This window comes from Thermocoleostomius sinensis A174, from assembly GCF_026802175.1.
Classification (GTDB): Bacteria; Cyanobacteriota; Cyanobacteriia; order Elainellales; family Elainellaceae; genus Thermocoleostomius; species Thermocoleostomius sinensis.
Genome location: NZ_CP113797.1, coordinates 1,672,303 through 1,692,144, shown reverse-complemented (window position 1 = coordinate 1,692,144; position 19,842 = coordinate 1,672,303). Strand labels below are relative to the sequence as shown.

At 48.3% G+C, this 19,842-nt stretch carries 22 protein-coding genes and 2 rRNA genes; 9 read left to right on the top strand and 15 right to left on the bottom strand.

Annotation, left to right across the window (positions count from 1 at the left end; all coding sequences use genetic code 11):
- Positions 1-30 precede the first annotated feature (30 nt).
- From OXH18_RS07325 to OXH18_RS07300, 7 genes are all read right to left on the bottom strand, one after another.
- Positions 31-1,062 carry an alpha/beta hydrolase gene (locus tag OXH18_RS07325; RefSeq protein WP_268611828.1) on the bottom strand — a complete coding sequence of 344 codons (1,032 nt, stop codon included), beginning with the start codon at positions 1,060-1,062 and terminating at the stop codon, positions 31-33.
- 109 nt (positions 1,063-1,171) lie between these two features.
- Positions 1,172-1,303, bottom strand: coding sequence for a helix-turn-helix domain-containing protein (locus OXH18_RS25300; protein ID WP_315874635.1), 132 nt, complete (start codon positions 1,301-1,303; stop codon positions 1,172-1,174).
- A 16-nt stretch (positions 1,304-1,319) separates the two neighbouring features.
- Positions 1,320-2,003, bottom strand: a complete 684-nt coding sequence (locus tag OXH18_RS07320; RefSeq protein WP_268611826.1) for a helix-turn-helix domain-containing protein — start codon at positions 2,001-2,003, stop codon at positions 1,320-1,322.
- Between the two features lie 7 nt (positions 2,004-2,010).
- The gene (locus OXH18_RS07315) at positions 2,011-2,169 is read right to left on the bottom strand and encodes a hypothetical protein (protein ID WP_268611825.1); all 159 of its coding nucleotides are present in this window, start codon (positions 2,167-2,169) and stop codon (positions 2,011-2,013) included.
- A gap of 63 nt (positions 2,170-2,232) precedes the next feature.
- Positions 2,233-2,451, bottom strand: coding sequence for a type II toxin-antitoxin system HicB family antitoxin (locus OXH18_RS07310; protein WP_315874634.1), 219 nt, complete (start codon positions 2,449-2,451; stop codon positions 2,233-2,235).
- Positions 2,452-2,504: 53 nt separating this feature from the next.
- A complete protein-coding gene (locus tag OXH18_RS07305) occupies positions 2,505-2,675 on the bottom strand; it encodes a type II toxin-antitoxin system HicA family toxin (protein WP_268611823.1) in 171 nt (56 codons plus the stop codon).
- A gap of 71 nt (positions 2,676-2,746) precedes the next feature.
- The gene (locus OXH18_RS07300; protein WP_268611822.1) at positions 2,747-3,001 is read right to left on the bottom strand and encodes a hypothetical protein; all 255 of its coding nucleotides are present in this window, start codon (positions 2,999-3,001) and stop codon (positions 2,747-2,749) included.
- A 48-nt stretch (positions 3,002-3,049) separates the two neighbouring features.
- Here OXH18_RS07300 and OXH18_RS07295 point away from each other — a divergent pair, with 48 nt between their 5' ends.
- On the top strand, positions 3,050-3,841 hold the full coding sequence (locus OXH18_RS07295; RefSeq protein ID WP_268607476.1) for an IS5 family transposase: 792 nt from the start codon (positions 3,050-3,052) through the stop codon (positions 3,839-3,841).
- A gap of 41 nt (positions 3,842-3,882) precedes the next feature.
- Here the strand turns inward: OXH18_RS07295 and OXH18_RS07290 are convergent, their stop codons facing one another.
- A complete protein-coding gene (locus OXH18_RS07290; protein WP_268611820.1) occupies positions 3,883-4,269 on the bottom strand; it encodes a ribonuclease III domain-containing protein in 387 nt (128 codons plus the stop codon).
- Between the two features lie 318 nt (positions 4,270-4,587).
- Positions 4,588-5,682 carry a Rossmann-fold NAD(P)-binding domain-containing protein gene (locus tag OXH18_RS07285; protein WP_268611819.1) on the bottom strand — a complete coding sequence of 365 codons (1,095 nt, stop codon included), beginning with the start codon at positions 5,680-5,682 and terminating at the stop codon, positions 4,588-4,590.
- A 439-nt stretch (positions 5,683-6,121) separates the two neighbouring features.
- On the opposite strand from OXH18_RS07285, the gene OXH18_RS25465 reads away from it, so the two are divergent.
- From OXH18_RS25465 to gap, 5 genes are all read left to right on the top strand, one after another.
- Positions 6,122-6,451 carry a phage integrase N-terminal SAM-like domain-containing protein gene (locus OXH18_RS25465; protein ID WP_390904353.1) on the top strand — a complete coding sequence of 110 codons (330 nt, stop codon included), beginning with the start codon at positions 6,122-6,124 and terminating at the stop codon, positions 6,449-6,451.
- Positions 6,334-6,657, top strand: coding sequence for a tyrosine-type recombinase/integrase (locus OXH18_RS07280; protein WP_268611817.1), 324 nt, complete (start codon positions 6,334-6,336; stop codon positions 6,655-6,657). Before OXH18_RS25465 ends, OXH18_RS07280 begins: the two co-directional genes overlap by 118 nt.
- Positions 6,658-6,997: 340 nt before the next feature.
- Positions 6,998-7,198 (top strand): hypothetical protein, encoded by a 201-nt coding sequence (locus OXH18_RS07275; RefSeq protein WP_268609225.1) that lies wholly within the window; start codon positions 6,998-7,000, stop codon positions 7,196-7,198.
- A gap of 88 nt (positions 7,199-7,286) precedes the next feature.
- A complete protein-coding gene (locus OXH18_RS07270; protein ID WP_268611816.1) occupies positions 7,287-8,711 on the top strand; it encodes a phospholipase D-like domain-containing protein in 1,425 nt (474 codons plus the stop codon).
- A gap of 149 nt (positions 8,712-8,860) precedes the next feature.
- Complete coding sequence (gene gap, locus OXH18_RS07265) at positions 8,861-9,886, top strand: type I glyceraldehyde-3-phosphate dehydrogenase (protein WP_268613140.1); 1,026 nt, start codon at positions 8,861-8,863, stop codon at positions 9,884-9,886.
- A gap of 76 nt (positions 9,887-9,962) precedes the next feature.
- Here gap and dapF read toward each other — a convergent pair whose 3' ends face one another.
- A complete protein-coding gene (gene dapF, locus OXH18_RS07260) occupies positions 9,963-10,802 on the bottom strand; it encodes a diaminopimelate epimerase (protein WP_268611815.1) in 840 nt (279 codons plus the stop codon).
- 164 nt (positions 10,803-10,966) lie between these two features.
- Between dapF and OXH18_RS07255 the strand changes: the two genes are divergently transcribed.
- Positions 10,967-11,182 carry an Hfq-related RNA-binding protein gene (locus tag OXH18_RS07255; RefSeq protein WP_268611813.1) on the top strand — a complete coding sequence of 72 codons (216 nt, stop codon included), beginning with the start codon at positions 10,967-10,969 and terminating at the stop codon, positions 11,180-11,182.
- Positions 11,183-11,195: 13 nt separating this feature from the next.
- On the opposite strand, the gene OXH18_RS07250 is transcribed toward OXH18_RS07255, so the two are convergent.
- Entirely contained in the window at positions 11,196-13,538 is a 2,343-nt protein-coding gene (locus tag OXH18_RS07250; protein ID WP_268611811.1) for a cation:proton antiporter, read from the bottom strand.
- A gap of 221 nt (positions 13,539-13,759) precedes the next feature.
- Here OXH18_RS07250 and OXH18_RS07245 point away from each other — a divergent pair, with 221 nt between their 5' ends.
- Positions 13,760-14,683 carry a M23 family metallopeptidase gene (locus OXH18_RS07245; RefSeq protein ID WP_268611810.1) on the top strand — a complete coding sequence of 308 codons (924 nt, stop codon included), beginning with the start codon at positions 13,760-13,762 and terminating at the stop codon, positions 14,681-14,683.
- A gap of 150 nt (positions 14,684-14,833) precedes the next feature.
- Positions 14,834-15,388, top strand: coding sequence for a late competence development ComFB family protein (locus tag OXH18_RS07240; protein WP_268611809.1), 555 nt, complete (start codon positions 14,834-14,836; stop codon positions 15,386-15,388).
- On the opposite strand, the gene OXH18_RS07235 is transcribed toward OXH18_RS07240, so the two are convergent.
- The 4 genes from OXH18_RS07235 to OXH18_RS07220 form a co-directional block, all read right to left on the bottom strand.
- Positions 15,375-15,893 (bottom strand): L,D-transpeptidase, encoded by a 519-nt coding sequence (locus tag OXH18_RS07235; protein WP_268611808.1) that lies wholly within the window; start codon positions 15,891-15,893, stop codon positions 15,375-15,377. The two genes, OXH18_RS07240 and OXH18_RS07235, sit on opposite strands and share 14 nt — an antisense overlap.
- Before the next feature lie 214 nt (positions 15,894-16,107).
- Positions 16,108-16,506, bottom strand: a complete 399-nt coding sequence (locus OXH18_RS07230; protein ID WP_268611807.1) for a single-stranded DNA-binding protein — start codon at positions 16,504-16,506, stop codon at positions 16,108-16,110.
- A 191-nt stretch (positions 16,507-16,697) separates the two neighbouring features.
- A 5S ribosomal RNA gene (rrf, locus tag OXH18_RS07225) occupies positions 16,698-16,814 on the bottom strand.
- A 79-nt stretch (positions 16,815-16,893) separates the two neighbouring features.
- A 23S ribosomal RNA gene (locus tag OXH18_RS07220) occupies positions 16,894-19,774 on the bottom strand.
- Positions 19,775-19,842 lie beyond the last annotated feature (68 nt).

Sequence of the window (19,842 nt, the reverse complement as noted above, 5' to 3'; positions counted from 1 at the left end):
ATCTCCGATAAATAATTAATCCATTCAAGTTTAAAGAGAATGATTCAAGTGGCTAACTGCTGCCTGTACAGCCTGGTTAACGGTAGGCTCTTGATCGTAGAAATCAAACTGGGTTCCTGGCAGCCATACAAAGTTCTTAGGAGCGGAAACATTGGCAAAAAATTGTTCAGCACCCGCAGGAATAGCAGCCTCTCTGCTGTGAACGAATAGAGTAGGCACGTTAATCTGGCTGGCTTGAGGCATCGCGCTAAACGTTAGCCATTCTACCCATGACATCACTGCAAATTGATTCCCCCACTGGGCGATCGCCCCTCGTTCTGGATTGAGATAGTAGTCAAATTCGCCAAACATAGCTGCATTTTCATCGGTGGTGCTGATGGCAGGAACATACTCAACCGTTCCCGTTTGCTCAAAGTTGCGTCTGGCAGCACGTCCAGCTTCTACCCTCGCTGCAACTCCAGACGCTCCTCCATAAATGACTTCAACGAGACTACTGTCATGAAGCCAAGGAGCGATCGCCACAAATGATTGAATGCGTGAGTCTTGGGACACTGCAACAGCCATGTATCCTGCACTAGCACAAATGCCCAAACCTCCAATGCGTTGAGCATCTACTGCATCTACCGTTTGCAGGTAAGTGACAGCATTTTGAATATCTCTAATTTTGGCAACAGGAGACTCGTAGTTGCGGGGATTCCCGCCACTCTCACCAAAATAGCGAAAGTCGAAGGCAAGGGCGGCATAACCTTGTTCTGCAAGTTTACGGGCGTAGAGTCCTGCCATCTGTTCTTTTACCGTTGTCCAGGAACCTGTAACAACGACGGCAGGTAGTTTATCTCCATTTCTGTATGTAGCAGGAAGGTAAAGAATCCCAGCCATCTCCTCTCCTTCGCTTCGGAACGTAATCCGGTTCTCACCAGGTTGTAAAGCAGTTTCTACCACGATCGCTTCTCCTTGAACATTTGAGGGATTAGGTGTTGATGCAGAGGCTTGAGGAGATACATTGTTAACCAGCACCAGCGATAACGCAGTCAGTGACACAAGAGCCTGAATGAATTTCATTGCCGTTCTCCCTGCAGGTTGCATCAAGTTGATGCTCTTACTGTAGGGAAATCGACAACAGAGATCACGCCCGATTCTTGCGTGGTTTTGTCGAAATCTTGCGCGATCTTTAAGACGCACTCTCCCGGTACTGTTTTGGGGTTGCCCCTACCCATTTGCGGAACTGCGATGTAAAGTGGCTTTGATTGGCAAAACCAACCCGGTAAGCAACTTCAGCAACAGAAAGTTGCGTCACTGACAAAAGTACCTTGGCTCGTTCAATCCGACACTGAAGTAATGTAGCGATAGGGGGCTTCCCCTGTTGTGGCTTTGAATAATCGGGCGAAATGAAATTCGCTCATGGGGATAATTGCGGCTAATTCTGCCAGTGATAAGTCTTCTGCCAAATGTTTTTCAATATGGTCTTTCACCTGTTGGATTTGTAGTGGGCTTAACCGCTTGTCATTTGAGGGCGCAGACTTTAAGGCTTGTCCATAGTGGCGTAAAAGGTGAATCGCCAAAACGTTCCGCAGTGACTCAACAAATAGTTTTCCAGCAATGCCGCCACTAACAACTTCCGTTTTCAGCAATTGCGCGATGTGAAGAATCGTTGGATCGAGAAAAATAATTCGGTGTTCTAATTGGAGATCGGCAGATAATCTGTTTTCTATAGCAATCTGGCTCAGGAATTCAGGGGCAAGCGTGATATGTAACCAATCACTAGGCTTTTCCCGATGATGCCAGACAAATTGCCGTGAAGCATACAAAAATATGCTCCCAGGAGGTAAGGCTGTTGTTTTACGATCGCCCCCATCGACAGACCAAGTAACGCGATCATGCGGTGCAAACGCGACTGCAATGCCATGTCGAGGCATTACAGCGTCAAATTCCCCTATTTCAACCATTTGCCCGTATTCAACGGTAATACTGTCCCACTCTGATCGCAACAAATGAAACTGCATTGTCAGACTATGTTTCTACACCATCAGGATAACGGGTATGTGAATAGGGATGGAGCTTTTGATGTGCGACCACGCCATCTACCAATAGCTTGGCAAATATTTTTCTACCAAGGACTTGAGGGATAAAGGTGCCCATCACCTGCCGTAGATAACCTCGAACACTCACAGATAACCTCTCAACGGTCGGGTGCATGGGCATTGTTATGCTGCGCTGTGATCGCCACGATCTTCAAGCAACTTGAAGTGTTCTGGGTTCAGGGATAGGTTCACCCTCTGCTTTCCAGGCTTCCAAGTACATTTTAATTACTTCTTCACCATTATGAAGTGCTTCCTCACGAGTTTCACCGTGAGTGCAGGGCATTACAACTAAATCGGAAAACTCTGGGATGGTGATCAGGAAAAGTTGATCTTCATCAGACCATTGAATAACCATGCTGTATCGACTCATGAATCCTTGTCCTCCTCCCTTAACTTTTCTAATTCAGCCAGTAACTCTTCTAGTTATTTTTCTAAGTAGCGTGGCACATCATCTCCATCCTTGCCCGAAATTGTCAGTGTTTTCTTAAGCAACGAATGCCGCCAACGCTCGTGGCTGCCCTTGCCGCGTTTGAGTAAATAAACAAATCCTTCACGTGAAATCTGGGCTTTCAATTCTCGAATCTTCCTGGGCATGGATTTTGTCTTGGCTCTCCCCTATATTTTCGCATTTTCTCTTACTACTCGCGACAGTTATGCAGCGATCGCTAGTCATCATCGTCTCCAGGTGCCCAAACAGAACCCAATGAACCTTCTAAACCAATCATATCCAGATAGTCTGCCGTAGTGACAGTAGTGTCGTAATCTGGATCACCAACATAGGCTCCAACGGCGTTACGAATGAAACGATCGCCTAACCATGTATATAGTTTTGGGAAATCACGATTGCGATCAATGAAAATCACCCCAACAACTGCCTCAGAGGGTGTTTGAGAAGCCAGGAAGGTCGTAAAAAAGCTCACTCAGTGTAGGCTGCGAATAGCAAATATCTACAGCCCTGAGTGAGTCAGATGAGTAAAGCATATCCCAGTAACCTAACCCGCGCCCAATATGAGGTTTTGAGTGAATTAATTCCAGCAGCAAAGCCAGGTGGTCGTCCTCGCAGCGTTGACCTGTGGGAGGTGCTCAATGCCATGCTCTATGTTCTGGTTGAAGGCTGTCGTTGGCGTTCTTTACCTGGTGATTTCCCAGCCTGGCAGACGGTGTACACGTACTTCCGCAACTGGCGATTGGACGGCACCTGGATTTCCATTCATGACCAGTTGCACCAGTGGGTTCGCATCGATGCGCAACGCTATCCTAGTCCATCAGAAGCGATCATCGATAGCCAAAGCATCAAGAGTGCAGCAGGAGTTCATCAACAAGTTGGCTTTGATGGAGGCAAGCTGATTACAGGACGCAAACGATTTTTAACGGTGGATACGTTAGGACTGGTTTTGCGGGTGTTTGTGAGTGCGGCAAACCTGGGGGAACGCGAAGGGGGCAAACGTGTCCTCAAACGAGTCAAACGGATGAAGAAAAAGGTTTCACGCTTAATCACCATTTGGGTAGACGGCGGGTTCGATGGCGCCCCTTTTCTGATGTGGGTGATGGATGTTTGTCGTTGGATTGTGCAAGTTGTACTGCGACCTGAGCAAACCAAAGGCTTTAGCTTGCTCAAAAAGAGGTGGGTGGTAGAACGAACTTTTGGTTGGCTAATGGGATGCAGACGGTTGGTCAGAGACTATGAATTATTACCAGAGACATCAGAAACCTTGATCTACCTTGCCATGATTCGGATTATGGTGAGGCGGTTGGCATAAATTTGACACCTCAAATCTTTTCAAACACCCTCTCAAACATTTCAGCCCAGCGACGCGGTTCTTCCGTAGGGGGCTTTTGATTCTTTATTATTCCAAGAAGAACTGAATTTCGGTAGTCCCAAATCAATCGCAAACTCAGTTAAAGACTCTTTGGATGCAATTTCTTGTCTCCAATTATCAAGATCCTGCTTGGTTAAATCTTCATTGATGCTGAAAGGATAGTCCGCTAACACAGAATCGAACAGAGCATCACCCAAAAATGCTAATCGTCGATAAACGCTTTCTAAATGCTCTCGCTCAGTTTTATAAATTTCAGGATGATTAAGATCCGAAGGATCTGTCAAAGCAGTTATAAGCAAATCATTGTGCTTAAAGTTTGGAATGGCGATTGCCTTTTTTGCTTCTTCGAGCTTGATATCAAACTTCATATTTCCGCTTTATCAACTACCTAAAAGTAACTGAAACAGCCATCCCAACAGACAACCTTTCGGTAATGCCCCGCACCGACAACTCAGCGACATAACGACCAGCATCACCGGCGACAGATAGCCTTGAAGCGAAGCCAGAGATTGCCATTCAGTCCGGTGCATGCAAGGGTTAGCTGGCGATTGCTGAAACGGTGGAAGGGCTTAAAAAATAAGTGTTACTGGGTTGCTTTCATTAAGCTACCCTATGCAATTGGTGATCGTACTAGATCCCAGCAGTCATATCCCGATCGCTGCTCATCAAGTGTGCTTCAGATGGCATCACAGCAACACCTTATTGACATTTTCAACTGCACTTAATAATTCATCTAGATAAGTTGTGATGGCTTGCGAAATAACGAATGACGCATGGGCAGGTCGATAACTTGGCATGGCATTACAACCGTTATACCAAATAGAGTGATTAAGCTGACAAATCTGCTTCACAGGTTCTGCGAGTTGAGTAGCTTGGGCAAAACTGGCACCGTGCCCAACTGTGTGAACAGGATCGATATATACCATGTCACGCTTTAGTTGGTTGAAATCATTCCAAGGTATGAAGGTACAACTTGATTGGTTAGATGATGGAAGAGCAGCATTAACAATGATATCTGCATCACAAAGGATCTCTGTAATTAAAGAAGAGGTTGAACCCTTAGAGTCATAGGCATAAGTATTACCTGAGCCACATATCATTTGCCTATAATCAACGCCTGCAAACTTGTTCTCAATTGTAATAGGTTGACGTTGTGTAAAAACAATGATTTGCTCAATACCTTGTCTTATTAGCTCTGCTACTGCACCTTGCCCAAGATTTCCATAGCCTAAAACTACAGCTAGTCTTTTTCTAGAAAGGACGGCAGGCGAAAGAGGGGCAATTTCCCTTAATATTTCTAAAGTCTGAGCAACCCCGCATTCACCTGCAACATAAGCATTGTTGTAGAGTAATTTTTGCAGTCGTCCTTCGACAATAATGTTAATATCTTCAAAACTCAATAATCGAATTGCTGAGGAACGCTGAGGAGAAGATTCAAGATGATTAAACCAGCCGATGAGTGTACTCTCTGGCTTCATATACCTCCACTCATCTTTTGGCTTAAGCGAAATAACAATATCACTTAAATTCAGCACACTTAACCGATCAGCTACTTTACAACCTAAGCGAGTTAAGTGAATATCTGCAGGCTCTCGAAAAGCAGAAAATCCAAAATTCTCCTCAAAAATGTAATCTTTAATTAAAGGATGATTTAGTTTATCGAAGGTTAAATGTTCCCACCAAATTGGTACTCGCCTTTCTCTATTTGACAGAGAATGACTGATAAATCCTAAAGAATACTTCTTTGAATTAGACTCTCCACACAAAATTGCTTCTGACATATTATTAAATGGTATACTTTTATACAGACCTTGTATTAGTTAGGTTAAGTCCAGTTTATTGAGCCTTCAATCATTTCTCAGGATTGGGCGAGACACCGATTACCCTCCTAATCACCGCCTTAACCCAAACCTGCTGGGACTGAATTGGGAAAGCGATCTCCTTCCACTACTGTCTCCACCACAACCTCCTGGGACTGCTCCTGCTTATGTGTGAATTGCAAGGACGAGTGAAAGCTCTTTTGCAGAGCCAGCTAACTACTGTTTATGCTGACTCCCCTGCCTAAATTCCGTCTAACACCCTGTAGCAAGGTAGTTAGCCAGAATCAGAGTTGCATATCACCTCCTCTGGGGGTAGTTATACCGAATCTCATCCGCATAACTGCCCAAATCGGAATGTTATACAGAACTTTATCAGGCTATTTACTCAAATTCTGGGGTTATGCCGAATCAAGTCGCGATAATTACCCTGATAGAGGTGTTTATCTGGATCTTGTTCTGCATAATACGCCCATTGAAGGGGATATGCCGATCGCTTCAGCAAATCTTCATGGTCAGTAGGCAGGCAAGAGATGTAGCATTTAGCACACAAGTGCTACTGTCATCTACCCGCCTCGCGATGGCATCCCGACCCAGAAAGCTGCTTGACCAAGTTTGCGATACGATTCGTCTGAAACATTATTCCTATCGAACCGAGCAAAGTTATGTTGCCTGGATTCGCCGGTACAGTCTCTTCCATATCTGCATGAAAGTGGGGTACAGAAAACGCTAAAGCAAGCGGTTCGTGTAGCGGGCATTGCGAAGCGAGTTGGGTGCCATACCTTTCGCCATAGTTTTGCCACCCACTTGCTGGAAGATGGCTACGACATCCGCACGGTACAAGAGTTGCTGGGGCACAAAGATGTGAAGACCACGATGATTTATACCCACGTGTTGAATCGAGGTGGCAGGGGTGTTTGCAGTCCCCTGGATGCGTGAAACTCGATCGCCCCCTCCTTGCCCTCATCAAAACTTTCTGACAAAAAATGGCTCGATACGCTTGTGCAGACCGATCGAGTTGGTTTATGCTATGGCGATGCTGGTTCTTTCGCAGGACGAGAGGAACGGCTGAACGGCTCAAGGTACTGGCGCTGATTAGGGAAGTTTGGCCGCAACCCTAACCAGCTAACCTAACTTCCTGTCGCAAGCAGGAGGCTAGGCTGTGTTGATTGTAGACCAGGTGTCTGCGATCGGCACACCTTGCTGATGCATGGTTGGGTGACCCCCATGCCTTGGGCCGTTCCTAACCCAATACAAATCATCAGCAAGGAATACAACCATGACTGGAGAATGGAATCGCGAATTGCCCGTTCAGGAAAGCGATCGGGTACAGATTTGGATTATCGGAACACGCGACCAAGTGATACATCAGATCAATGAGTTCTATGTGCGCAAGATTGCCACCGACCGAGTGCAGTTTACGCCGATCGTTCCGGCTCCGTTTGCCACAGGCAAGTACATGACGGTGTTGGTGCGGTAATTTTGATTGTTAATTTTTAGTTGATTTGGGCATTCTAACGATAGTTACCGAGCCTGGTGCTCGATTTGGAACCTACCTGATATTGCCAGTGCGTTTACGATCATCCACTTGGTTCTGTTTGGCGGCTCTGTTTTTGCTGGGAGTATTGCTGTTTTTGGGCTTAACCTTCCTGCACAAAGCACCCGCCATTCACTCATCTCTGCCGCGGCTGCCGCAAGATCCACTGATTGAAGCGTATTTTAATCAGGCGCAAACAGCTACTTATATTGATCCCTATCGGCGGCGCCAGCGATCGGGCGATAATCTAGAGCAACTGATCATTGAAGCAATCAATTCAGCACAAGCATCGATTGATGTAGCTGCTCACGAATTGAATGTACCTGGCATTGCTCACGCCCTCAAAACTAAGCATCAAGCAGGTGTTAGAGTGCGGGTAATTATAGAGAATACCTACAGTCGTCCGCTTAGCAAGTTCAGTGTCGCCGATGTTAACCAGTTAGATGAACGTGCCCGTAAAAAGTACAACGAATTTGTGCAATTAGTCGATCGTGATGGCAACGGACAATTGTCTGCTCGCGAAATTGCAGAGAATGACACGCTCGTGGTGCTGCAATCAGCGGGTGTGCCGTTGATTGACGATACGGCGGATGGTTCTAAAGGCAGCGATTTGATGCATCACAAATTTGTGGTAATTGACAACACAGTAGTGATTGTAGGATCAGCCAACTTCACCCTAAGCGACATTCACGGTGACTTTGCAGCCATCGACAGCCGGGGCAATGCTAATCATTTGCTGAAGATTACTAGCCCGGACTTGGCTTCAATCTTTACTGAAGAATTCAATGAAATGTGGGGCGATGGCGTCGGTGGCCGAACTGATAGCAAGTTTGGATTACAAAAGTCCTATCGTTCACCACAAACCATCACCCTGTCCCCCAACTCAACGATCACAATACAGTTTTCGCCAACTTCGATGCGACAGCCTTGGCAGCAAAGCGTCAATGGACTGATTGCCAAAACCTTAGCTCGTGCCGATCGCACCATTGATTTGATGCTATTTGTGTTTTCTGAGCAACAACTTAGCGATGTGCTGCAAACCAATCATCAGCGGGGTGTGCGAATCCGCGCCTTGGTGGATCGCGGGTTTGCCTTTCGCGATTACAGCGAATTACTAGATTTGACAGGGATAGCCCTGATGAATAACCGCTGCCGCTATGAGGAGAATAATCGTCCTTGGAACCGCCCAATCGCCACCGTAGGAACACCCAATTTACCCGATGGCGATTTATTGCATCACAAAGTTGGCATTGTAGATGGAAAAACTGTCATCACCGGATCGCAAAACTGGAGCGATGCGGCCAATCGCGGCAATGATGAGAATTTATTAGTGATTGAAAACAAAACGGTAGCAGCCCACTTTGAACGAGAGTTCGATCGACTCTATCAAAATGCAAGTCTCGGTGTGCCATCATCAGTTCAAGCAAAGATCCGACAACAACAAAGCCGCTGCTGAGTCACAAGCAAAAGCAAAGAAATCACGTAGGAAACAAGGTCTGCCAAATTGCAGATGATAAACTGGCATCGCTACGACACCCTAGGAAGGAATTTCTCCTTCACTGACCTATTTACAATCATTCCAAACATTCGCTGTAAGGAGCTTTGATTATGCCCGTTAAAGTGGGTATCAACGGCTTTGGTCGCATCGGACGACTCGTGTTCCGCATCGGAGCCAAAAATCCGAACATCGAGTTTGTTGGCATTAACGACCTGGTTCCATCTGATAATTTGGCTTATCTACTCAAATACGATTCAACGCATGGTACGTATCAAGGCACGATCGAAGCTAAGGATGAAGGGATTGTAGTCGATGGAAAGCTCGTACCCTGCACCGCCATTCGTAATCCGGAAGAATTGCCCTGGGGCAAGCTCGGAGCCGATTATGTTGTTGAATCGACTGGACTGTTCACCACCCATGAAGGCGCGTCGAAACATTTGCAAGCAGGCGCGAAGCGGGTGGTGATCTCGGCTCCTACGAAAGACCCAGATCAAGTCCCTACCTTTGTAATTGGCGTCAATCATCAGTTGTTTGATCCAGCCAAAGATACGATCGTCTCCAACGCCAGTTGTACGACCAATTGCTTAGCCCCGGTGGCCAAAGTGCTGGATGAAACCTTTGGTTTAGCAGAAGGGTTGATGACCACGGTTCACTCTATGACTGCCACACAGCCCACCGTAGACGGCCCCAGTAAAAAAGACTGGCGTGGTGGACGTGGAGCAGCACAAAATATTATTCCGTCTTCCACTGGAGCCGCTAAAGCCGTAGCGCTGGTGTTGCCGCAACTGAAAGGCAAACTGACAGGAATGGCGTTCCGCGTTGGCACACCTGATGTATCTGTGGTGGATTTAACCTTCAAAACAGCAAAATCCACTAGCTATCAGGAGATTTGCGAAGCCATGAAAGTGGCCGCAGAAGGAGAACTAGCTGGCATTCTTGGCTATACCGATGAAGAAGTGGTATCGATGGATTTTCGTACCGATCCCCGCTCTAGCATCTTTGACGCTAAGGCTGGCATTGAGCTAAACTCCAATTTCTTTAAGGTGGTGTCCTGGTACGACAACGAGTGGGGCTATTCGTGCCGCGTCATTGACCTGATCTTGGCAATGGCTGGAAAAGAAGGGCTGTTGTAGTGAGTAGTTGGGTGAATGGGTGGATGAGCATACAAGTCAAGTAATGTTCAGTCTATTTCACCCACTCCCTCACTCCCTATTCCTTCACTCCTGTAAACACTCTCTCAGCCGGGCCCGTCATGTACAAGCGCTGACTGTCTGCCCATTCAATCGTCAAACACCCACCTGGTAGCTCAACGGTTGCCTTGCGATTCGCTCGCCCGGTCAGTACCGCTGCCACCAGAGAAGCACAGGCCCCAGTACCACAGGCCAGCGTAATTCCGGCTCCGCGTTCCCAAACACGCATCTTTAAATAATCAGGGCGAACCACCTGGATAAATTCAGTATTGGTGCGCTGAGGGAAGGCGACATGATGCTCAAACTGAGGTCCGATCGCCTCTAGCGCGATCGCGGCTACGTCATCCACAAAGGTGATGCAGTGGGGGTTGCCCATGCTGACACAAGTGACTGACCAGGATTGCCCAGCCACTTCTAGCGGTCGGTCGATCACCTTCTCGTCAGGATCTGCCAAGGTGGTGGGAATTTCAGCAGCCAAGAGGCGTGGTAATCCCATATCTACCGTGACCGTGCCATCTGCATTCAGCTTGGGCGCGATCGTCCCTGCCAAGGTGTGGATTTGGTAAGTAACTGAAGCATCTGCCTTGCCTTCCAATTCCGCAATAAACCGAGCCAGACAGCGAATGCCATTGCCACACATCTCTGGCTCCGAGCCATCGGAATTAAAGATCCGCATGGTGTAATCGGTTGCCGCCTGACCCGGCAGTGCAAAAATCACACCATCGGCTCCAATGCCAACGTGACGATCGCACCACTGCACGGCTTGTTCGGGGGTGAGGCAGGGCTGCAACGACTGACGATTATCAATCAAAATAAAGTCATTGCCCAAACCGTGATATTTTGCGAACGGAATCGTCATTGTGGCTCCAGAAGAAAATTAGAATTAATTTTCCAAGGCTTCTTGGGTTTCCTAGATATTATGCGACTGTGTGCCAGACATTCAATCTGATTTCTCAATTGCACTTGTTCTAAGTATTGCGATTTTGCATATCCAGTATTCATGTAGTACTTAAGGGAATGATCATGACGGCTGAACTAGAAACCAATTTGCCCAGCGTCCGACAAATTCAAACGCTGATTCGAGACAACAAAGAAGTTGAACTGAAACTATCTACTAACGACTTACTGACAGGACAAATCCGCTGGCAAGATCCAGACTGTCTCTGTTTATATGATCACTACGATCAACCTACCATCGTATGGCGGCAAGCAATCGTGTATATTAAGCCAAAACTGTAAGGCCCGATCGACCTTACGATTCTCCTACCTCACCGCTGACCGATTGAGCAAGAGAAAGTTCTGTTTCGTTCGGTTCTACTTGGTGATTGAACGCTGCCTGCGGTTCAAAATTAGGCGCTAACCAGCGACTTGCTTGAGCCAGGGCATGAAAATTGCCGCATAGTAGTAGCCGATCTCCCGCCTGTAAATCGCTGCTGCCATTGGGAAAGCGAATAAACTTGCCTTCGCGGCGAATCGCCTGAACCAACACCCCAAACTGGCGGCGAATATGAAGTTCGGCTAGGGTTTTACCGCTGGCAGGGCTATCCTCTGGAACCAACAACCACTGGCACGAAGCATTCTCCGTTGGAACAGCCGCCTCTCCCTTGGCTAACTCACTAAAAGCGGCTAACTCATCCGTCTCTCCCACCACCAGTAGCCGATCGCCCTCCTCCAATGAAATCTCAGGTTCTGGGTAATCAATTTCCTCGCCTTGGTTGCGGCGAATTGCCATCAAGCTCACGCCTGTTAAGCGCCGCAGGTCGGTTTCTTCTAACGTCATGCCCACCAGCGGAGAACCTTCTGGCAATGCCACCCATTTGCTGTTCATATCTTGGGCTGCTACAGCTAAATCCCGGGAAACCTGGGCTGGACGACGCTCAGGACGCAATGTATTGTAGCGAGCATTGCGAATTTGTTGCACTTCTCGTTGAATGATGGGCAATGGAACCCCTAGTTCATTTAACAGATGCGCCGAAAGCTCTAGACTTGCTTCAAACTCTGGCTGCACTACCTCTCGGGCACCTAACTGATACAGCAACTCAATATCTTTGTCTTGGGTAGCACGCACTACCACATCTAGATCGGGTGCTAGCTCCAGGGCCCGCTTCAGACATAAGCGCGTACTCATGGGGTCAGGCAGGGCGATCGCCATCCCTTTCGCCTCACCCACACCTGCGGCCTCCATCACATGCAAACTCACAGCATTACCATACACGTAGGGAATATTAGCGTCCCGAAGTTGCTGAATCGTTTGCTCAGACTGATCAATCACCACAACTGACTGATTGTGGCTTTGCAACAATTGCACAATATTGCGTCCAACTCGTCCATACCCACAAACCACAAAATGATTACGAGTCGGTACATTCTCTGGCACCTCCAGCGGCACATCAACCCCGTCCAACAAATGCTTCAGCCACGGAACTGTTTCAGCCCAAGTAAAAAATCGTGGTACTAAGCGCAAAATAAAGGGAGTCGTAATCAGTGTCACTGCTGTTGTGCCTAGAAGCAGTAAGTAAACTCGACGCGAAACGACTCCTAAGGCTTGTCCTTTACTGGCCAACACAAACGAGAATTCCCCAATTTGCGCTAGCCCCAAGCCCACAATCAGTGAGGTGCGCAGCGAATAGCGGAATGCCCTGACTAGAGGGGCAATGATCAAGAACTTTCCAACAAAAACTAGCGCCACTAGCCCCAAGATTAATTCCAAGTTGTTCCAAATGAACAATGGATCAATCAACATGCCTACAGCAGCAAAAAATAAGCTGGCAAAGATATCGCGGATTGGCTCGACGTAGGTTAGAGTTTGGTCCGCATATTCTACTTCCGAGATCATCAACCCGGCAATAAAGGCTCCCATTTCGATCGACAGCCCCAAGTACTCTGTCAGTAGGGCAATTCCCAAGCACAGTGCTACCACGCCCAATAGAAAGAGTTCCCGACTTTCGGTTCTAGCCAAAAATCGCAGCAAAGGGGGAATCAGCCAAATGCCCGCTACAACAGACCCACCCGCTAACAGGGCAGTTTTAAGTAAGGCTATCCCTACTGCAATGCCAATTTCTTCAGAAGGACGATCGAGTGCAGGCAACACCGCCAGCATCAGTCCCAAAGCTAAATCCTGAACAATTAAAAGGCCCAGCATTACCCGCCCGTGCGAGGTTTCAGTCTCGTTGCGTTCCATCAGGCACTTTAAAACCACCGCTGTGGAAGATAGCGACAGAATAGCCCCTAAAAATACGCCTTGGGTCGGAGAAGTCACCCATCCCACCCCTATAGAGACAAGCGTTGTCACGGCGATCGTTGAAAAGATCTGTAGTGCTCCACCGCCTAAGCTAATGCCTTGAACTTTCTTTAGCTCAGTGAAGGAGAATTCGACCCCTAACGCAAATAACAGGAACGCAGCACCAAACTGAGCAAGGGTCTCAACTTGAATCAGTTCTTTTACCAAACCCAGTCCGGCCGGGCCGACGATCGCCCCACCCAACAGATAGCCAAGCAGCACAGGTTGCCGCAGTAAAGCCGCTAGAAACCCACCACCAGCCGCCGCCGCCAGCACTACCACAATATCGACAATTAATCGAAAGTCTTCTTGCACAGAATCTCTTAATAAGAATGAGAAGAAATTTAAACTCTTGTAATCTTAAGCATACCGAGTTTTACAGTTTCCAGGTAGAGCGCAATCACTCACCTGACAGCCGAAAAGCAGCCCTCTAGAAGATTTCAGAAATAGGTGATAATCTATCTCACCAATCCCCCCAGTGGTGCGACAAGATCACGACAAGTTAGTTTTATAATCGTTGCTCAATTCTTCTTGCCATGGTTATTCATCAATTCAGCACTGCTGTGTCCCGAGGGCTTTCACTCGCAAGATTTGCTCAGTTCCACATCCAGCGCTTGTTGTTCAGTCTAATTTTAGGTACAGCAGCACTCCTATTTGTGCTCTACACACCCGCACGAGCCGCTCAGGTTCAAATTCAACCCATCAGTCCGCAGTTGGGAGATACGATTTCGGTTGTCGTTCAAACCAGCTCAACTCAGGATGTTGCTCCAACCGTAACATCAGGTCAAAGAACCTATCCAACCTTTGCTATTGCTCCCAACCGTTACCGAGCATTTGTCCCTACAACCCCCTTAGATCCACCCGGAAACTTGAACATTCAAGTTAGTGGAGAACCGCCCCAAACATTTACCCTATCCTTACGCAACCGAGATTTTCCTACTCAAAGTATCTGGCTCAGTGGCGACTCTGCCTCCTTGGGAACAGACTATGAATTCGATCGAGTTGATGCTTTTAAACGCTTAGTTACTCCGGAAAAATATTGGAATGGTGCATTTCAGCGACCCAATCAAGGCGAAATCACAACAATCTATGGCGTTCGTCGCTATTACAATGGCGAGTTTGCCCAAGACTATTTTCATCGCGGCGTGGACTATGCTGGCCCAACAGGTGATCCGATCGTTGCGCCAGCAGCGGGTCGAATTGCGCTGATTGGACGTGTCGAAGATGGTTTTGAACTACACGGAAATACGATTGGCATTGACCACGGGCAAGGCGTACTCAGCATTATGCTCCACCTAAGCCGTATTGATGTAAAGGAGGGAGATTTCGTTCAACCCGGTCAGCGCATTGGAGCCGTCGGTGCAACAGGGGCAGTAACGGGTGCTCATTTACACTGGGGACTATATGTTCACGGTCAGTGTGTCGATCCGGTGCCTTGGCGCAATAGCGGGTTCGAATAGGTTGTTTCACCAAATTGATATATATGAACGATGTTTGTTATTAACGATGCTCTGTGTTTTTTCAATGTTTGTTGGGCACACTAAAGCTAGGTCTATCCACCTTTACTAGCAACGAATTGGCTGGTGAAGCGTATCAATTTCCTATGCCTTATGAGTATTGAAAAGATTGTTGAGCAAGCTCTTCAAGATGGTTATTTGACCCCAGCAATGGAGGCAGAAGTTGGGCGTATTTGTGATACAGCGTCGGAATTGTCGATCGAAGAATATATGGCGTTGGATCGGTTAATGAGTGCACTCCTCACTGGCGAGGTTGTTGCAGTGCCTCGTAAACAATTTATTAATGTCATGGAAGAACTAGTCTTAACAGAAGCGATCGCTCGTGTGGCTGAGATTGAAGCCAAAAGCGACTGTACCCTAGATCTAGGTGACATTGCTGCTTACGCCTTGAATCGCCTTCCTCCGCTTTATGCCACTACTGAGGAAGGCGCTGATTATCAACGTGTCAAGGCGAAGGACATGCTGCAAGGCATCATTACCCAAAAGGTTGATGAAGCCATTGCTCGGTATTTAGATCGTCCTGAATTCTTTCCTGAGCGCCAATTAATTAGCAAGAATACGGGAGATGAACTGTTAGGACAAGTGAGTGCCCTGCTACAAACGTATGCACCCAAATTTGAAACTACCGTACCGCTTAAGGACGGATGAGCACTGGCATATCAAGGCTAACTAACTCAAATAACGCTTGAATGTCTGCTTCCCGTAACCGAATGCAGCCATGTGAAACAGCTTGTCCAATTAAATCTTCCTCATTAGTTCCATGAAAGCCAATTTGTTGTTCTCCATCAGACCAGAAACCAATCCAGCGAGAGCCTAGAGGGTTTCCAGAACCCACCGGAACAATCTCCTTCGTAAACGGATGCTGCCACACAGGGTCTGTCTTCATGTTAACTACTTTAAATTCCCCAGTAGGCGTTTCCCAACCAGAGCGCCCCACAGCAATTTCATAACTAACAATCAAGGCATCCCGCTCGTAAAAGTACACCCGGCGATCGCTCAAATCAACTATCAACTTAGCTTCAGGAGTTGCTAGTGCTGATTCAATCGAGTTGTCCTGATCACGAGACCAACGGTTTTTAAATTCATTACCGAGCGTTGACGAACTTGACATCGCCACCCCTGAATTACCAGGTGCTTCTAACCACTGAACCATAACAATCAGAGCAGCGGCAACAAAACCCAGACATGCAAAGCTGCGAGAAAGAGCTTCTTCTGTTCCTGCCCCTCTATTCATCGCAATAAAGGTCTGTTAGGATTTAACCAAGAGACCTCAAATCTAGCAAACTCCCAAGGCTTTAACAACAAGCCTCAAAAAATCCATCAATAAAGCGTAGGAAAACTATGTTGTAGTGCCCGTTCTAATCAATTTAAGTCTCTAAATTGGCACTATCACCGCTACTTTTCAACACTTCTTCTTCCCCAGTCTCAGCTTTAACCATATCAAGATCGATGTCAAGGACGGTCATATCTAACCCAGCTTTTGGGATGTGACCGTTGTTTGAAATGTATGGATTAGGCTCAATACCTCCAGTGCAAATAATCAGCGATCCCTTTTTTAAGTAGGGAAGCTTGCGCCAAGCTATAGATTTCTCCCAAATACTCAATCGAACAGTAAACGACTCTTTTCGATTTCGACTTCTACGAACGTACAAGGTCGCCTCTGCCAATTGCGTTTGTTCACCATTACGAAGCTCGATCGTTTTAACTTGAGCATCAGCGCCCAGATGCCCACTGACAATCCACTTATTTAATCCTACGCTTGACATGAAAACTCCAATTCAACTTCTCCTATACTAGAGTTCCCAATTCAAGCCAAGGATCTCCAAAACAAAAAGTATGTGATTAGAAACAAAGAAAACAGCCAAAAAGTTTTTGCTGAATTTACTAAATTCAAGCATAGCCAACAATGGATAACAGCCAAGGTTTGCTGTGTAGCAGACCTCGGCTGTGAATAAGAACCTGGCATCGAGCTATTTTGGCAGGACGCAGCCGTCCAACTATCTTCGCCGCAGGTGCGTTTCACTCCTCAGTTCGGGATGGATGAGGGTGGGTCCACACCGCCATAGACACCAGGAATGGGCGTTGTGCTCAATCACAACCCAGAAGGCTGCATAGCAAGGCAGATAGCATGACCACAGTAACCTATCGACGTTAAGGTCAAGCCCTCGGTCTGTTAGTATTCCTCGACTTCATACATTACTGCACTTCCATCTAGAACCTATCAACGGGTGTTCTCCCCGTGACCTTACTGGCTTGTGCCATGAGAGCACTCATCTTGAGGTGGGCTTCCCACTTAGATGCTTTCAGCGGTTATCCACTCCGCACTTGGCTACCCTGCGTCTACCGTTGGCACGATAACAGGTACACCAGCGGTGCGTTCCTCCCGGTCCTCTCGTACTAAGGAGGACTCCTCTCAATGCTCTTGCGCCTGCACCGGATATGGACCGAACTGTCTCACGACGTTCTGAACCCAGCTCACGTACCGCTTTAATGGGCGAACAGCCCAACCCTTGGGACGTACTACCGCCCCAGGTTGCGATGAGCCGACATCGAGGTGCCAAACCTCCGCGTCGATGTGAACTCTTGGCGGAGATCAGCCTGTTATCCCTAGAGTAACTTTTATCCGTTGAGCGACGGCCCTTCCACTCAGTGCCGTCGGATCACTAAGGCCGACTTTCGTCCCTGTTCGAGTTGTCACTCTCACAGTCAAGCTCCCTTATGCCTTTGCACTCTCAGGCTGATTTCCAACCAGCCGGAGGGAACCTTTGCGCGCCTCCGTTACCATTTAGGAGGCGACCGCCCCAGTCAAACTGCCCACCTGATACTGTTCCCTTCCCGGATCACGGGTAAGGGTTAGAATTCTAGCTCTGCCAGAGTGGTATCTCACCGTTGGCTCCACACCTCCCACAAGAGATGCTTCTGCGCCTCCCACCTATCCTGCGCAAGCAAAGCCCGAACCCAATACCAGGCTACAGTAAAGCTTCATAGGGTCTTTCTGTCCAGGTGCAGGTAGTCCGTATCTTCACAGACACTCCTATTTCGCCGAGCCTCTCTCCGAGACAGCGCCCAGATCGTTACGCCTTTCGTGCGGGTCGGAACTTACCCGACAAGGAATTTCGCTACCTTAGGACCGTTATAGTTACGGCCGCCGTTCACCGGGGCTTCAGTCGCCAGCTTCAGCTTGCGCCTGACCGACTTCCTTAACCTTCCGGCACTGGGCAGGCGTCAGCCCCCATACTTCGTCTTGCGACTTCGCGGAGACCTGTGTTTTTGGTAAACAGTCGCCTGGGCCTCTTCACTGCGACCACCTCGCGGTGGCACCCCTTCTCCCGAAGTTACGGGGCCATTTTGCCGAGTTCCTTAGAGAGAGTTATCTCGCGCCCCTGAGTATTCTCAACCATCCTACCTGTGTCGGTTTCGGGTACGGGCAATTTGACGTTAACGTGGTTCGAGCTTTTCTTGGAAGCCTGACATCACACACTTCGGGGACGTATCCCCTCGGTCTCACGCCTCAGCTCGGAGCGTTTTCGCCGCTCCTCATCGCCTCGCACGCTTGCACCAGTAACCATCTTCTGGCTGTGCTAGCCTTCTCCGTCCCTCGGCACAACGTCAAATCGGTATCGGAATGTTGACCGATTGTCCATCGACTACGGCTTTCGCCCTCGCCTTAGGTCCCGACTAACCCTCCGCGGACGAGCCTTCCGGAGGAACCCTTAGGATTTCGGGGCATTGGATTCTCACCAATGTTTTCGCTACTCAAGCCGACATTCTCACTTCTGCTTCGTCCACACCTGCTTCCGCTGATGCTTCGCACTACTACAGAACGCTCCCCTACCGATTAACTTACGCTAATCCCACAGCTTCGGTACGTCATTTAGTCCCATTCATTTTCGGCGCAGGAGCGCTTGACCAGTGAGCTATTACGCACTCTTTTAAGGGTGGCTGCTTCTAGGCAAACCTCCTGGTTGTCTGGGCACTCCCACCTCCTTTGCCACTGAATGACGATTTGGGGACCTTAGCTGGTGGTCTGGGCTGTTTCCCTCTTGACGATGAAGCTTATCCCCCACCGTCTCACTGGTTGTGTGTCCACTGGGTATTCAGAGTTTGACTCGATTTGGTACCGCTCTCGCAGCCCGCACCGAATCAGTGCTTTACCCCCCAGCTATAGTCACAACCGCTGCGCCTCAACACATTTCGGGGAGAACCAGCTAGCTCCGGGTTCGATTGGCATTTCACCCCTAACCACAGGTCATCCGCCGATTTTTCAACATCGGTCGGTTCGGACCTCCACTTGGCTTTACCCAAGCTTCATCCTGCCCATGGTTAGATCACCCGGGTTCGGGTCTATAAACAGTGACGCTCGCCCTCTTCAGACTCGCTTTCGCTTTGACTTCGACATATTCGTCTTAATCTGCCACTGCCTATAAGTCGCCGGCTCATTCTTCAACAGGCACACCGTCACCCGTTTAATCGGGCTTCGATTGCTTGTAAGCTGATGGTTTCATGTTCTATTTCACTCCCCTCCCGGGGTTCTTTTCACCGTTCCCTCGCGGTACTGGTTCACTATCGGTCACACAGGAGTATTTAGCCTTACGAGGTGGTCCTCGCAGATTCACCCGGAATTCCACGTGCTCCGGGCTACTCGGGATGCAGCTAGATGCGTTAAGTTTTCGACTACAGGACTTTTACCTCCTCTGGTGCACCTTTCAAGTGCTTCGTCTAACCGCTCGCGCTCTTGTTGCTGTCCCACAACCCCGACAGTTAAAACCATCGGTTTAGGCTGTTCCCGCTTCGCTCGCCGCTACTAAGGGAATCGCGTTTGCTTTCTCTTCCTCGGGCTACTAAGATGTTTCAATTCGCCCGGTTCGCTCGTGTCATCCTATGTATTCAGATGACCGTTTACTAGGGTTGCCCCATTCGGAAACCGCCGGATCACTGCTTGCTTCCAACTCCCCGGCGCATATCGTCGGTAACCACGTCCTTCTTCGCCTCTGTGTGCCTAGGTATCCACCATCAGCCCTTTCTAGCTTGACCATGTCAACATTGGTATCTGTTGTTGCTACCTGACTATTTCTTGCTATGCAGTTTTCTAGGTCCTGGCT